The 14,565-nt window shown below is 60.1% G+C and carries 13 protein-coding genes; 5 read left to right on the top strand and 8 right to left on the bottom strand.

Annotated elements, in window-relative coordinates:
* The 5 genes from HMPREF2674_RS02655 to HMPREF2674_RS02635 all read right to left on the bottom strand — a co-directional run.
* The coding region (locus tag HMPREF2674_RS02655) for a hypothetical protein (RefSeq protein ID WP_070824742.1) at positions 1-815 on the bottom strand (815 nt) is incomplete at its 3' end.
* 265 nt (positions 816-1,080) lie between these two features.
* On the bottom strand, positions 1,081-1,827 hold the full coding sequence (locus HMPREF2674_RS02650) for a TrmH family RNA methyltransferase (protein WP_246826157.1): 747 nt from the start codon (positions 1,825-1,827) through the stop codon (positions 1,081-1,083).
* A gap of 123 nt (positions 1,828-1,950) precedes the next feature.
* Positions 1,951-2,532, bottom strand: coding sequence for an orotate phosphoribosyltransferase (gene pyrE, locus HMPREF2674_RS02645; RefSeq protein WP_005507935.1), 582 nt, complete (start codon positions 2,530-2,532; stop codon positions 1,951-1,953).
* 65 nt (positions 2,533-2,597) lie between these two features.
* The gene (locus HMPREF2674_RS02640) at positions 2,598-4,169 is read right to left on the bottom strand and encodes an anthranilate synthase component I family protein (protein ID WP_070824741.1); all 1,572 of its coding nucleotides are present in this window, start codon (positions 4,167-4,169) and stop codon (positions 2,598-2,600) included.
* 27 nt (positions 4,170-4,196) lie between these two features.
* The gene (locus HMPREF2674_RS02635; RefSeq protein WP_049347541.1) at positions 4,197-4,529 is read right to left on the bottom strand and encodes a rhodanese-like domain-containing protein; all 333 of its coding nucleotides are present in this window, start codon (positions 4,527-4,529) and stop codon (positions 4,197-4,199) included.
* A gap of 310 nt (positions 4,530-4,839) precedes the next feature.
* Between HMPREF2674_RS02635 and HMPREF2674_RS02630 the strand changes: the two genes are divergently transcribed.
* The 5 genes from HMPREF2674_RS02630 (at position 4,840) to HMPREF2674_RS02610 (ending at position 11,319) form a co-directional block, all read left to right on the top strand.
* Positions 4,840-6,300 carry a peptide MFS transporter gene (locus HMPREF2674_RS02630; protein WP_070824740.1) on the top strand — a complete coding sequence of 487 codons (1,461 nt, stop codon included), beginning with the start codon at positions 4,840-4,842 and terminating at the stop codon, positions 6,298-6,300.
* A gap of 373 nt (positions 6,301-6,673) precedes the next feature.
* Positions 6,674-7,864: a Fic family protein gene (locus HMPREF2674_RS02625; protein ID WP_070824739.1), complete on the top strand. Its 1,191-nt coding sequence runs from the start codon at positions 6,674-6,676 to the stop codon at positions 7,862-7,864.
* Positions 7,865-8,109: 245 nt separating this feature from the next.
* The gene (locus HMPREF2674_RS02620) at positions 8,110-8,634 is read left to right on the top strand and encodes a DUF4242 domain-containing protein (RefSeq protein WP_049344591.1); all 525 of its coding nucleotides are present in this window, start codon (positions 8,110-8,112) and stop codon (positions 8,632-8,634) included.
* Positions 8,635-8,663: 29 nt separating this feature from the next.
* Positions 8,664-9,749 (top strand): acyl-CoA dehydrogenase family protein, encoded by a 1,086-nt coding sequence (locus HMPREF2674_RS02615; protein WP_049347498.1) that lies wholly within the window; start codon positions 8,664-8,666, stop codon positions 9,747-9,749.
* A 235-nt stretch (positions 9,750-9,984) separates the two neighbouring features.
* Positions 9,985-11,319, top strand: a complete 1,335-nt coding sequence (locus HMPREF2674_RS02610) for a uracil-xanthine permease family protein (RefSeq protein WP_070824738.1) — start codon at positions 9,985-9,987, stop codon at positions 11,317-11,319.
* A gap of 117 nt (positions 11,320-11,436) precedes the next feature.
* Here the strand turns inward: HMPREF2674_RS02610 and HMPREF2674_RS02605 are convergent, their stop codons facing one another.
* The 3 genes from HMPREF2674_RS02605 to HMPREF2674_RS02595 form a co-directional block, all read right to left on the bottom strand.
* On the bottom strand, positions 11,437-12,954 hold the full coding sequence (locus HMPREF2674_RS02605; RefSeq protein WP_070824737.1) for an ATP-binding protein: 1,518 nt from the start codon (positions 12,952-12,954) through the stop codon (positions 11,437-11,439).
* Positions 12,955-13,121: 167 nt separating this feature from the next.
* Positions 13,122-13,934, bottom strand: coding sequence for an HAD-IIB family hydrolase (locus tag HMPREF2674_RS02600; protein WP_070824736.1), 813 nt, complete (start codon positions 13,932-13,934; stop codon positions 13,122-13,124).
* Positions 13,935-13,996: 62 nt separating this feature from the next.
* Positions 13,997-14,542 carry a YbhB/YbcL family Raf kinase inhibitor-like protein gene (locus tag HMPREF2674_RS02595; RefSeq protein ID WP_070824735.1) on the bottom strand — a complete coding sequence of 182 codons (546 nt, stop codon included), beginning with the start codon at positions 14,540-14,542 and terminating at the stop codon, positions 13,997-13,999.
* Positions 14,543-14,565: the final 23 nt, after the last annotated feature.

Below are 14,565 nucleotides of genomic sequence, written 5' to 3'. Positions count from 1 at the left end.
TACTGGCGGGTGGCGATAATTTCACGCGCCTTGGCTATCTTCGCGTCACGATAGGCCTTCAAATCATTCAGCAACGCCTGATTCTTCTCAATCAAAGGACCCTGATAGGACGCCTCAAGATCACCCAAACGCTGAGCCAACCTCACCTTCTCGCTACATTGAGCTTCAATGGTTGCCAGGCGGATAACCTCCTCCAACACTTTGGGATCATCAGCATTCAGATTGGCCGTTTCTTTGCTCGACCATTCACCGTCCCCGGTGCGAGGAGTCAACCCTTCCTGACGCTGGCAGTCCCACCAATCTGAGCGGGCTTTCTTCCATTCAGGGTCACTCTGCGCGCGTTGGTACGCTTCGCCACGGATACGACCGACGGGGCGGTACTTTTTCTCATCAGCCTCATCAAAATAGAGCATATCCAGTTCTTCCCGATGCTCTTCGCGGCAGCTGGCCCTGACGTCTTCAGGGATGCTCTCATAAATCCTTTCCTGCTCTTCTCTGACTTTGCTGGACGTAAAATGATTCGCCGCATGCTTCACATTCCAGGAGCCGTACTGGGAGGCGTTGCCAGAAACCAAGCCGTTTTCTAGAATTTCAAAATCGTATCCCTTTTTCGCGTAGCACTCTTTAAGAATCAACAAATACGCCCTATATGTTATATCTTGGGCCTGGTCACTCATGTCGTATTCGTCGAGCGGAAGAGTAATATAGTTATTTTCAAAATCCAGCTGGGCTTTGAGGCTAGTATCTTTAGGCGCAGCGGCACAGGAACTTAAAGCTAAAGCAAAGCAGGCGAACAGAGCAGAAGATTTCTTCATTGTTACCGACTCCTTTCAGGAGAATGACGCCGCGGTCATTCATATCCACAGCCCGCAACCATTGGCGAGCCGAAGCCAGGAAATCCATCGCATACCCCAAACTGAAATTGAGAGTGCGATTCTCATATCTCCTGTGATTTGCATTAACACTAACACGCCTAGGTAATTCCATGCGTGGTTTAAGCCACCCCAACCCCCAACAGAAAGGTTCCGACGCGCACGCAACGCATCGGAACCTTTAAACACCTCATAAACAGCCGCCAAACTACGACGGAATCTGACCAAACACATGGCGGCGAACCCACGCATGCATCGCAATACCCGCAGCCGTCGCCGCATTCATCGAACGCGTCGACCCAAACTGCTCAATCGACAGAGTATCCCTAGCCGCCGCATGCAACTCCTCCGACAGGCCCGGGCCCTCCTGACCAAAAACCAGCACACACTTCTTCGGCAGGTCATAGGTCTCCAGGGGCACCGAATCCGGAAAAATATCAATACCAATAATCTCCAGACCCTCACCCTGCGCCCACGCCACAAAATCCTCAATCGTCGGATGATGACGCACATGCTGATAACGATCCGTCACCATCGCACCACGACGATTCCAGCGGCGACGCCCAATAATATGGACCTCCTTCGCCAACATCGCATTCGCAGTACGCACCACCGTGCCAATATTCAAATCATGCTGCCAATTCTCAATCGCCACATGAAAATCATGGCGGCGCGTATCCAGGTCAGCAATAATCGCGTCCATCGACCAGTAACGGTACTTATCCACCACGTTACGGCGGTCGCCCTCACGCAGCAGCTCCTCATCCCAATGGTCACCTTCAGGCCACGGACCCTCCCACGGGCCCACACCCACCTCAAAACGGGCAGTACCCTGCTCAGTACCCTCAACAGCCTCAGCTACAGCCGCCTCCGCAGGCACAGCCTCAGCCGCCTCACGATTCTCAACCATCACAACCACCTTCACGCCAACAACCAGCGCCACTCCGGCGCCCACAGAGCCATCTTACAGACAAAAACCCGCACCACCAGCCACACACAGTAGCCAGCGGCACGGGTTTACCCGCCGCAACGGGAACGTCTTAAAAAATCACGAGGTCCTAGTCCAAGCCAGTAGAGACTAGTCCAGGCCCAGCTCATCCTTCGAGTACGCGTACAGGCACGGGACGCCCGCAACCTCTTCCACATGCTCCTTAGCGCCGGTCGCACGGTCAACAATCACAGCAACCGCCACAACCTCAGCACCAGCCTTACGCAGCGCCTCAACAGCAGTCAGCGCAGAACCACCGGTCGTGGAAGTGTCCTCAACAGCAACCACGCGGCGACCCTCAACGCTCGGGCCCTCCACCTGACGGCCCATGCCGTAAGACTTCTGAGCCTTACGCACCACAAACGCGTCAATCGCACGGTCCTGATCGCCAGCGGCACGCATAATCGCGGTACCCACCGGGTCAGCACCCATGGTCAGGCCGCCAGCAGCCTCAAACTCGATGCCGTTCTTATCCAGCAGGTCCAGCATGACCTGACCCACCAGGCGGGAAGCCTCGTGGTGCAGGGTGATGCGGCGCAGGTCAACGTAGTAGTCGGCTTCCTTGCCGGAGGCGAGGACCACGTGCCCGCGCACCACAGCCAGCTCAGAAATCAGCTGGCGCAGGCGTTCACGGGCTTCTTCAATGGGGAGGTTTTCAGAAAGCTTAGTCATAGTTCAAGTGTAGCGGCTCACGTGCAGGCGGCGCAGGCTATTCCCTGTGCTATTCCAGCGCTAGGCTATTCCACCACGCGACCCACCGACGGCGGCAACGCGGCACGCAGCTTCGTCAGCATCTCCTCATACTCGGCGGTCGGGTCGGAATCAGCCACGATAGCGCCACCGGCGGCAAGAGTCACCGTGCCCTCATCGTGCGCCACAAGCGTGCGAATCACAATCGACAGGTTCGCTGAACCATCCGTCGACACAAACCCCAGGACACCCGAATACACGCCGCGAGCGCGACCCTCCAGACCCTCAATAATCTGCATGGTCGAAGGCTTCGGGGCACCCGTCATCGAACCACCCGGGAAGCACGCCCGCGCGGCAGCCACCGCGGAAATTCCCTCACTCAAACGCGAACTGACCGTAGACACCAGCTGATGCACGGTCGAGTAGCTCTCCACACCCATGAGCACGGGCACGCGCACGGACGCCGGGTCAGACACCGTAGACAGGTCATTACGCAGCAGATCCACGATCATGAGGTTCTCGGCGCGGGTCTTCTCATCGGTACGCAACCATGCCGCTGCTGCGGCGTCTTCCTCCGGGGTGGCGCCGCGCGGCACCGTGCCCTTAATAGGCTTGGTTTGCGCGTTGCGGTGCGTATCCACACTCAAAAAACGCTCCGGCGAAGAAGAAAGCACCGAAAAATCACCGCACCGCAAATACGCCGCATAGGGTGCGGCGTTGTGGGCGCGCTGGCGGCGGTACAGTTCAAAGAAAAGCTCCGGGCTCGGATTCTGGATGCGAGCAACCGTCTGCGCGGTCAGGCACACCTCGTAGCTATTGCCCTCGTATATTTCGTGCTGACTAGCGCGCACGGAGTCCATGTAGGCTTCCGCGGCGGGTGCCGGGAAGAGCAGGGGCTCAGTGAGCTCAGGGGTATTTACGGGGGTGCTGTCGGAGGCAATTTCCGAGGCACGCTCCCCCGCCGCACTCAGCAGCCGCTCCGCCGCCTCGCACCACGACTCATCGCCCACCAGCCAGCTACGCGCCGCAGCCCCCGGGCGGGCATGCTCATGCACCAGATAGCGGACCGCCGGCAACCACAGAGAATCCGGGGTCGGCGCCTCATGCGCCGGCAGATAGCCCGGCACCGGGTGGCCGTGCTCCAGGCCCATGGCGGCACGCGCCTCGTAGCCGAAATAGCCCACGTAACCGCCGCGCAAACCCGCGGGCAGACCGGTTGCCGCCGCGGTATCCGGGTGCACGCGCGGTGCGCGGGCGAGCGCCGCCTCCAGCTGGGCGAAGGGGTCTTCCCCGCCAGATTCAGCCGCCGCACGCGCCGAATCCACGCGCAGGGGCGACAGCTGCGCCGGAACCACACCCACATACGAGGCGACCGACATGGGCGACTCCTCGCGCGCCGAATCCAGCCAGAAGGAATACTCAGCACCACCGGTCAGCAGCGGATACGCCTCCTCGCAGTTCACCGCGAAAGGCAGCGGGCGCACGACAAGCTCCCGCGTCTGCGCATCCCACGGGATGCTCTGCAGAATACTCGGCAGGGCGTGGGAATCGGGCGCAGAAGCGGGAGCGTTCGAGGTAGAAAACATACGGTCCGCGGAAGTTTCAGTCACGGACTCCATTGTATGGCGTGCAGGCGAACCGGTGGTTTAGTGAACGACCGCGGGAGCTTCGCCGTTCTCGCTGGTCATCGGCAGACCGGCGGCGAACCATGCGCTGGTGCCGCCAGCAATGTTGTGGGCCGCATAGCCGCATCCGCGCAGGAAGGTTGCCGCGCGGTTCGAACGGCCACCGCCGTGGCAGATGACGTAGAAGTCCTCGCCGGGTGCGGGCAGCTCGGCCAGGCGGTCGGCGAGGGTGCTGAGGGTGATGTGCTTTGCGCCGGTCACGTGGCCACCCTCCCACTCGTAGTCTTCACGAACGTCGATAATGGTCGCACCGGCGGGAACGTCGCGGGGGTCAACCTGGGGTACTACAGACATGGGGTTCTCCTTTGAAATGGTTAAAAATGCGCCGGTCGGCACGGCGAGGTGCCGGGTGGGCATAGTTGTGGTTCCACTCTATCGCGTTGGGGGTGCGTGGCGCATCTAGCCCGGTATTTGGGGGTTTGTGAGATTCAGAAGCAGTGCATACGAAAAAATCGAAATGGTTTTTCATGCACTGACTAAGAGTTTATTCTGTGAAATATAGGTGTGTACCATGTATACATATACATGGATAAGGGTATACACTTGTAAATATATTGTCCGGGTCACACAGAACCCCGGGCTTGCACAGAAAAGAATTACCACCATGTCTCACACCATCACAGGTGCCGAACCCAAGGATACCAAGACCTTCTTCGGCCACCCGCGTATGCTCGCGAACCTGTTCACCGTAGAAATGTGGGAGCGCTTCTCCTTCTACGGCATGCAGGGCATCATGATCTACTACCTGTACTACACCGCCGACAAGGGCGGCCTGGGCCTCGACAAGGACCTCGCCACCGGCGTTATCGGCGCGTACGGTGCAGTCGTGTACCTCATGGCAATCCTCGGCGGTATCCTCGGTGACCGCATCCTCGGCCCCGAGCGCACCCTCTTCTACTCCGCCATCGGCATTATGGCGGGTCACATCTCCCTCTCCCTCATCCCCGGTGTGCCGGGCGTGGTGATTGGTCTGCTGCTGGTCGCTATCGGCTCCGGCGGCCTGAAGAGTAACGCATCCGTGCTGGTCGGTTCGCTCTACAGCGACAACGACTCACGCCGCGATGCGGGCTTCACCATCTTCTACATTGGCGTGAACACCGGTGCACTCCTCGGCCCGCTCCTGACCGGTTGGGGCTGGACTGCCGGTGGCTTCCACCTGGGCTTCGGTCTGGCTGCCATCGGTATGGCCGCCGGCCTGACCCAGTACGCGCTGACCCGCAAGAACCTGCCCGCCTCCGTGCACCACGTGGGCACCCCCTTCACCAGCGCCCAGAAGCGCAACTTCGCCCTGGCACTGGTCGGTATCGTGGTCGTTATCGGTATCCTGCTGGCAACCGGTTTGATGACCGCAGACAACCTCAAGAACTGGGTCATGGGCTTCATCTTCATCGGCGCTATCGCCCTGTTCGCACAGATGCTGACCGCCAAGGACGTCACCTCCGATGAGCGTTCCCGCGTCACCGCGTTTATCCCCCTGTGGATTGCAAACGCCGTGTTCTGGGCGCTGTACCAGCAGCAGTTCACCGTCATGGCGGTGTACTCGGATGAGCGCCTCAACTGGAACATCCTGGGCATGGAGCTGAGCCCGAACCTGGTCAACTCCATCAACCCGATCTTCATCATCATCTTCGGCATGATGTTCTCCGCCCTGTGGACCAAGTGGGGCGACCGCCAGCCGGTCACCACCCTGAAGTTCTCCGCAGCGCTGATCATTATTGGTCTGGCGTTCTGGATCTTCCTCGCTCAGGCGGGCGTTCAGAGCGTGAACGTCGGCTGGATCGTGCTGATTCTGTTCGTCTGCACCATCGCTGAGCTGATTATTTCGCCGGTGGGTATTTCGCTGGCGACCAAGCTCGCACCGAAGGCGCACCGCGTGAACATGATGGCGCTGTACTTCACCTCCGTGGCAATGGGTACCGTGCTCTCCGGTTGGTTGGCTCCGTTCTACAGCATGGAGACTGAGGTTCCCTACTTCACCTGGATGGGCATTATCACCATCGCGACCGGTGTGCTGCTGTTCCTGGTGCACAAGCCGGTTCAGAAGCTCATGCGCGGCGTGAAGTAACCGCATTTGCCTGTACCGCTGACTCGCTGCTTTCGGGCGGCGTGAGCGTGTAGGCGAACGCATATAGGCTAGGGCCCCTAATCCTTGAATTACCAAGGGTTCGGGGCCCTGCTGTATGCACTGGTGCATGCCCCGGTATATGCCTCGGTGTATGCCCTGGTGCATGCCCGCGGCAGTCGGAGTGCCGGGATGTTTGGGGGAGTTTCAGGAGGTGCGGGTTTAGGGGCGTTCCGGGCGTTTTCCTCAATGAGACAATCCGCACGGATTTTCTTATTAAGCGCCTTAATAAGAAAATCGAAGTGTATTGTCTTATTAAGACCCCCCATACGACCAGCAAGACGACACCGATGAAGAGGAGGAGGGAGGAGGAACCATGCCCACAGCCATCACCTGGCCCGCCCTCACATGGGAGCCGCAAACCCCCTGGGTTCACCGCGACGCCCTCGCCTCCCGACGCGCAACGCGTCGCAACTCCGGCACCTTCTCCAGCGCCGTACCCGCCTCCATTGCCGAACGCAACGTCGAACTCAGCCCCGCACTGCGAGCGCGCCTCCAAGAGAACGCCACCGCAATGACCCGCTTCGATGAGCGGCTCCACCACATCGGCGGAATCCCCTTCTCGGCAGTTCTTCTGCGCGGCGAATCCGCCTCCAGCTCACAGATTGAAAACCTCACCGTTAGCGCACGCAGGCTCTCACTAGCTGTCCTGGGTGCAAGCGGGTCGAAGGTCGGCGTTAACGCCGAGCTGGTGGCGCGCAATGTTCACGCCATGCGTGCAGCCCTGAATACCGCAGAGAACATTAGCGTCGACAACATCCTGGCGATGCACCGCGAACTGACCCGCGGTCTGCAACAGGACTCCGGTGTACTCCGCACCCAGTGGGTGTGGATTAAGGGTGATTCACCCGTGACCGCCGACTATGTGGCACCGCATTACGAGCGGGTTCCTGCCGCCCTCAAAGACCTTGTAGCCTTCATGAACCGCCGCGATATTGACCCCCTCGCACAGGCGGCTATTGCGCACGCCCAATTTGAGACCATCCACCCCTTCACTGACGGCAACGGTCGAACCGGGCGAGCCCTCATCTCCGCGCTCCTGCTCGCCCGCGGCGTCACTCGCCACGTGATTCTGCCCGTCTCCTCCGGGCTGTTGCACGATACCGACGGGTACATTCAGGCGCTCACCGACTACCGTGCAGGCGATGCTGAGCCCATCATCGAGCTCTTCATCGGCGCCGCGCAAAAGGCAATCACCAACGCAGAAATCCTGGCGCAAGACATTGAAACCCTGCGCGATAAGGTACTGTCCATTGCCCAGCGTAAAACCCCTCTCCTGCGTTCCCTCACTGACCTGTGCTGCACTGAGCCCGCCTTCACTGCGCACATGATGGAGGAGCACACGCAGGGGTCCCGAGCTAGTGTGTATCGCCTTCTCAACCGCATGGTGGAGCTGCATATTCTGCGTGAAGAACGCGTCAAAATTCAGGGGCAAAAAGTGTGGACTGTCCCCGCTCTCAACCGCGCCCTCGATGACTTTGCGGCACGAGCAGGACGACGCGGATAGATGCACCATCGGGTTCGATAACCCGCGCGAAAATTCTGCGGCCGCAGGCGGGTTCCCGCGCGCGGAACTGTGACGATTTATGTCTCCGCGTGAACGCGCATGACGAAACACAGGGTCAAAAAGGACTCATTACGCCACGAACGGACATCTATTAGACAGCCCTCAACTACAGGTCTAAGGTGATTCCAGAACGGCCGGAAAATACGCGGCCGGCCACCCCAACGCAACCTCCCAAGGAGAACATCATGGCACTGTACCTGGTAGAACTGACCCCCGCTAACCCGTCCAAGGAAGAGGCAACCGCCCTCATCGAGACCGTCAACTCCTCCCTGACCAACGGCGCGGAGCTCATCGAAACCCAGGTCTCCGCAGACCACAAGATCGTCTTCGTCATCATCGAAGCCGAGAACACCGCATTCGGCCCCGACCTCGCCGCAGCTATCGGTGAGCGCGCCTCCATCGAAGGCCCCGATGCCGTCCGCCTCGTCGGCGCAGAGCTCGATGACATCAAGAAGCTCAAGAAGGACGCCGACTACCTGGTCGAGTGGGACATCCCCGCAGAGATCACCATGGAACAGTACCTGACCCGTAAGAAGGCCAACGCCCCCAAGTACGCCGAGGTGCCCGAGGTTTCCTTCCTGCGCACCTACGTTCGTGAAGACACCGCCAAGTGCCTGTGCTTCTACGATGCACCCGACGAAGAGGCTGTCGTCCGCGCCCGCAAGGCCGTCAGCACTCCCATCGACCGACTGTTCAAGCTGCACGCATAGACGCGCGCTCCCCGCTTAGGAGAAACCACATGTCCGACTTCACCCTGGAACCCCTGTACGACTACCCTCAGCGCGAGCAGGTTCTCGCCCTCGCCCGCACCAATGCGGAGGCCGTTGACCGCGGCGAGCGTTCTCCTTTCGAGACCCTCCGTGAGATTGCCAAGGACGGCCTGATTACCCTGGGTCGCGACGGCGGCTCCCTGGTTCCCCAGGTCGCTGTTGCATTCGACCTGGCTACCGAGGACGCCACCACCGCCTTCTCGCTCTGGGCTCACCGTTCGACCATCGCGTTCTTCGACGCCGTGGGCCGCGAGCTGCCCGAGGGCCTGGCCAATGCGACCGTCAGCGGCACCACCGCGATGGCGGCGGCGTACAAGGAGGCGTCGGGTCTGGAGCCGATTAAGGTGAAGGGCACCCTCGTTGAGGGCGGCCTGAAGCTCAACGGTTCTATCTCCTGGGCATCGAACCTGTACCCGAGCGGCGTAATTGTTCTGCCGGTGGCCTTGGAGAACGCTCCCGAGGGTCACCCGGACCGCTACATCGTGACGATTCGCCAGGATGTGCCGGGCCTGGAGATTTACTACCACCGCGACCTGCTGGCGCTCAACAGCACCGAGTCGGGCACTCTGAAGTTCGAGGACGTTTTCGTGCCGAGCGAGGATATCCTGAGCGATAACCTCGAGGCGTTCCTGCACGATGTCACCGCACCGTTCCTGCTGGTTCAGTCTTCCTTCTGCCTGGGCCTGGCCGCAGGTGCTCTGCAGGAGGCCGCTAAGCACCTGGACGTGTCGAAGGGCATCTTCCGCCCCGAGTTCCCGCTAATCCTCTCCGAGTACGAGAGCCTGCGGGAGGAGCTGATTCGCCTGGCGTCCGAACCGGAGCGTGCCGAGCGCCGTGACCTGCTGAGCCTGCGCCTGGGGGTTTCGCACTTCGCGACCATTGCTACTCACTTTGAGCTGCAGGTTGTTGGAGGCGCCGGTTACGTGGCCGAGTCCCCGACCGCTCGCCGCCTGCGTGAGGCTTCCTTCCTGCCGGTGCAGTCCCCGACCGAGGGCCACCTGCGCTACGAGCTGTCGAAGTATGATCACCTCGAGGCTCTTCAGGAAGCTCTCTAAGCGTTAGCGACGCTGTCTTCATCAATACCGTCGCTCCCTATATGCAATATCTTGCATATAGGGAGCGACGGTATTTTTATGTACCCCGCACCCATCAATCAGATAGCGAATTTGGAATATAAGCGGTTTAGGGGTATCCCTGCTCATATTTATAGGCATTTAGCTGTGACCTACACCCATAGGCGCGTAGAATAATGTGGAATTTTATACACCACATTCACTTCAGGAGCTCCCTTTGAGCATCTCTAAGCTTTTCGGCTTCGACTGGTCGATTCACGGCGACGGCCGCAGCATTAAGCCCGGTTCCTTCGTCGCCCCGAACGAGCGCCTCGCCTGGCCGATTACCATCGGTATCGGTGCGCAGCACGTGGTCGCCATGTTCGGCGCAACCTTCCTCGTGCCGATTATCACCGGCTTCCCGCCGGCAACCACCCTGTTCTTCTCGGGTATCGGCACCGTCCTCTTCCTGCTGATTACCCGCGGCCGCGTCCCCTCCTACCTGGGTTCCTCCTTCGCGTTCATCGCTCCCCTGGCGGCTGCCATGAACTCGCACGGCCCGGCGGGCGCCCTCAGCGGTATCGTCATGGCGGGTGTGGCGCTGTTCCTGGTCGGCCTGATCGTTCAGTTCGCCGGCACCGGCTGGCTCACCAAGCTCATGCCCCCGGTCGTGACCGGTTCGATTGTGGCGCTGATTGGCTTCAACCTGGCGAAGAGCGCTAAGGACAACTTCATGGTGGCACCGGTGACCGCGCTGGTGACCCTGTGCTCCATCATCCTGATTTCTGTGCTGTTCAAGGGCATCATTGGTCGCCTGTCCATCCTGCTGGGCGTGGGCGTTGGTTACATCACCGCCGTGATTCGCGGCGAGGTGGACTTCTCCAAGATTGACAAGGCTGTGCAGACTCAGGGCATCATCGGTCTGCCGCACTTCCAGACCCCCGAGTTCCACTGGGAGCTCGCCGGCCTGTTCATCCCCGTGATTCTGGTGCTCGTGGCTGAGAACATCGGCCACGTGAAGTCTGTTGCTCTGATGAGCGGCAAGAACCTGGACGACTACTCGGGTCGCGCCCTCATGGCTGACGGCCTGGCAACCACCATCGCGGGCATGGGTGGCGGTTCGGGTACCACCACCTACGCCGAGAACATCGGCGTGATGGCTGCGACCAAGGTGTACTCCACCGCGGCGTACTGGGTGGCGGCTATCTTCGCGATTGCACTGTCCATGTTCACCGCATTCGGTGCGGCAATTGCAACCGTCCCGGCGGGTGTTCTGGGCGGTGCCGCAACCGTGCTGTACGGCATGATCGGTATGCTCGGTGCACGTATTTGGAGCGAGAACCGTGTGAACTTCTCGAACCAGATCAACCTGACCACCGCCGCCGTGGCGCTGATTGTGGGTATTGCGGACTACACCTGGACCTTCGGTGAGCTGTCCTTCGCCGGTATTGCTCTGGGTACCGCGGCAACCCTGATTATCTTCCACCTGATGACCTTCATCGCGAAGTACACGAAGGCCGCTGGCGACCCGCTGGAGCCCTTCGACCCTGAGAAGAGCACAGAGGGACACTAGAGCTCCTTACGCTTACACCCGTTGGGAGTAGTGCTCCTGAAGCGTAGGCTGTAGAAAAGCGGCCCGGATGGATTGGTTTCCATCCGGGCCGCTTTTGCGCGTTAGCCCGATATTCGGTTAGGCCAGGCGGTATGTCGTATTGCGGTTACCTCGACCACCTTCACGGGTAATGACTCCTTCCTGAAGGAGCTTCGTGAGGACGTACCGGACCTGCGGCTTCTGCAGCTCAGCAAAAGGCCCAGGAAGAGCACCCATGATGTCCTCGATACCGGCGGGGTGGCGTAGCGAGCGCAGAGCCAGGAGCACCGCCTCCTGACGGTTACTAGGAACCGTGGGTGACGATTGGCGCGGGTCTATCTCCGACTTCTGCTGCGGTGAACTAACATCGGCGATACGAGCACCATCCAGAGGCTCCCTGCTAATAATCGCGGTAAAACGAATGACCCCATCAATGAATTGGATGGGTTTCAGCCCTGCCTGACGCACCGCCTCCTGTGCCGTGTAGATGCCACTACCCTCACCTTCGATGACGCGGTATCCGTCGTCGGGGGTGGTTACATGCGTGCAGATGTCATACAGGCGGTCATTCACGCGGGAGCGTTCGCCATACTCTTGCAGACGCTGGAGAGTGATTCCGTATAGACCGCCGGGGTTCTCTACAGAGATTCGGTCAGAGAAAATCCTGACACGCACCTCTTCGGTATCTGCTTTGGGGTTGAGGCTGCGGTGTACAAGGGCATTCGACAGAATCTCGCGAAGGGCAATATCGGGTACTTCCTGCCCGTTGATGAGGTGCCCATTGGACAGTTCGACAACCGGGTGTGCCAGGTTCCGTTTGACCCATGCCAGAGTCTCTTCGAGCATGGCGGGGATGGGACCGTCCGCCTCGAATTTGTCGAGGTTGCGGGCTTTACCGCTTGGGTCGATGACGACTCCGGTGACTTTGAGCGAGGGCCTGAACTCCTGAGGGTAAGAACCCAAGGCGTACAGGCCCGCAAGGGAAAGGTTGTCTGTTCCGAGGGCAATAATTCCCTTACGGCGGAGCACCTCTTCATCGGAGCTTCCGGCAAGGCGGCGCGATTTAGCACGGACGTCTCGCAGATAAGCAGTTTTGAGGCCTTCATCCAGGTCAGCCAGGGAGGTGTATTCTACCGGCTCCTCATCGAATCCGGTGCGTGTCCGCTGAGCCACCATCAGGTCGGTTTCGTGGCGGCTCATTTCGTGGTCACCGTCGCCAGAACGCACGTACGCTTTACCGCCAATGTAGGCGGGGCGTTCATAGGGAGGCAGCGGAGGGATTGCGGCAACAAAGATTTTGGCGTCTTCGTAGAGGATGGTGCCGGATTCCATGGTGTTCGGCGGCTTGAGGCCCCTGCGGAGCTTGTTGCCGAGGGTTTTTTCTAGGTCTGCAGGGTCGTATACGCCTACAGGCGCAAAGTCATTATTCTCGTCGAGGCCGCAGATAATGATTCCGCCCATGGAACTATTGGAGAAACTACTCAGGGTTGCGTCTAGGCTTCCCGGGTAGCCTCCGTGGGCTTTTTTAACCTCAATAAACTGCGTATCACTGCCGTGAGTACGCAATAGTTTGATGGTTTCAGCAAGCCATTCGGGGGTCCATTCCACGTTGTTCATACAAAAAATTTTAGTCTAGACACAAATCAGACACAAAAATTTGAGTCTAGACATGAATTTTTATGTCTAGACTCAAATTTTTTATGTGTAGACATAAAAGTTTATGTCTAAGTTATGTCTGCGGAGGCTGACCCAGCCGCTAGCGCTGGATAGCTAGTGCTAGGCACCTAGGACCGTTCGGCGAGCATCGCCTCAATCGTCTGCGCCACACCGTCCTCATGGAAGGGCGGGCAGGTGCGCCCCACCTTCGCAATGAGCGCCGGCTGACCCGACGCCATCGCAAAACCTTCACCCGCCCAGCAGAGCATCTCGGCGTCGTTCGGCATGTCGCCGAAGGCCATGACCTCGTGCGCCTCAATGCCGTGGCGGGCCGCGAACTTCTCCAGAATCCGGCCCTTGTTGACGTCCTTGGAGCCCATCTCGACCAAGGGTTCGCCCACCACGCCGCGCGTGACGGCCACGAGCGATCCCACGGCCTGGTGCACACGGGCCTGCAGAATATCCGGGTCCATGCCGGGCACGCGAATCAGGTACTTAATGACGGGCGTGGAACCGATGCGTTCGAGCGCCTCGACGATGCTCGACTCGACCACGCGGGCGCCCTCGAGCACCTCGCCGCCCTCGTGCGGCCCCTGGATAAAGACGGTATCCACGGTTTCCAGGGTGTAGGTAGCGTCGGGGAACATGGGCTCCAGCAGCTCGTGAGTACGGGCAATCACCGCGGGATCAGCGCCGTTGACTTCTTCCACCTCGTTTGCGCCTAGGTGGTACACCACGGCGCCGTTGGAGCAGATGGCGTAGGAATCGAAGTCGGTCTGCTCGCGCAGCGGAGTGAGCCAGCGGCTCGGGCGGCCGGTGACGAAGACAATCTCAATTCCGGCAGCCCGGGCGGCCTCAAGGGCGCGCAGGGTCCGCGGACGGAAGCGGAAGTCATGCCCGATGAGGGTGCCGTCCAGGTCGCTGGCGATGAGATTGATCATGCGGTCTGTTGCCTTCGGTTGATGGAATCGAGGTGGTGGCAGTTGGAGCGTTACGGCGGAGGCTACTCAGCCGGTTCCGCGTAGGTGACGGTCAGGAACGCACGACCCAGACCGTGGCCGAGCAGGTTAAAGTTCACGACGGCGGGAGTTGCACTCTCGTCAATGTCGAGCTTCTCCACGTCCACGGCGGTGACGCAGAAAATGTAGCGGTGCGGGCCGTGACCAGCCGGAGGGGCAGCCCCCAGGAAGCCCGCCACACCGGCGTCGTTACGGTGCGTCAGGGCGCCGGCAGGTGCATCCGCGCCGGTGTCAATGCTGGTCACCTCGGCGGGAATATTAGAGACGGTCCAGTGCCAGAAGCCCGAGGGGGTCGGCGCATCCGGGTCGAAGCAGGTGAGCACGAAAGACTTGGTGCCTTCGGGGAATCCCCTCCAGGACAGCTGCGGGGAGCGATCCTGACCGCCTGCCACGCCGAAGAGGGCGGAGCGCATCCACTCGGGGGCGGTGCCGCCGTCCTGAATGTCGGTGGAGGTCAGGGTGAATTCGGGCAGTTCGGGCAGGCCCGCGTAGGGTTCGCGGGGCAGGGGTGCGGTGCCGAGGTTGCTCATTATGCTCCTCAATGGTGGGGTTC

This window comes from Rothia sp. HMSC062F03 (assembly GCF_001836905.1).
Classification (GTDB): Bacteria; Actinomycetota; Actinomycetes; order Actinomycetales; family Micrococcaceae; genus Rothia; species Rothia mucilaginosa_A.
Note: the sequence above shows the minus strand (reverse complement) of the source record. Positions and strands in the feature narration are given on the sequence as shown.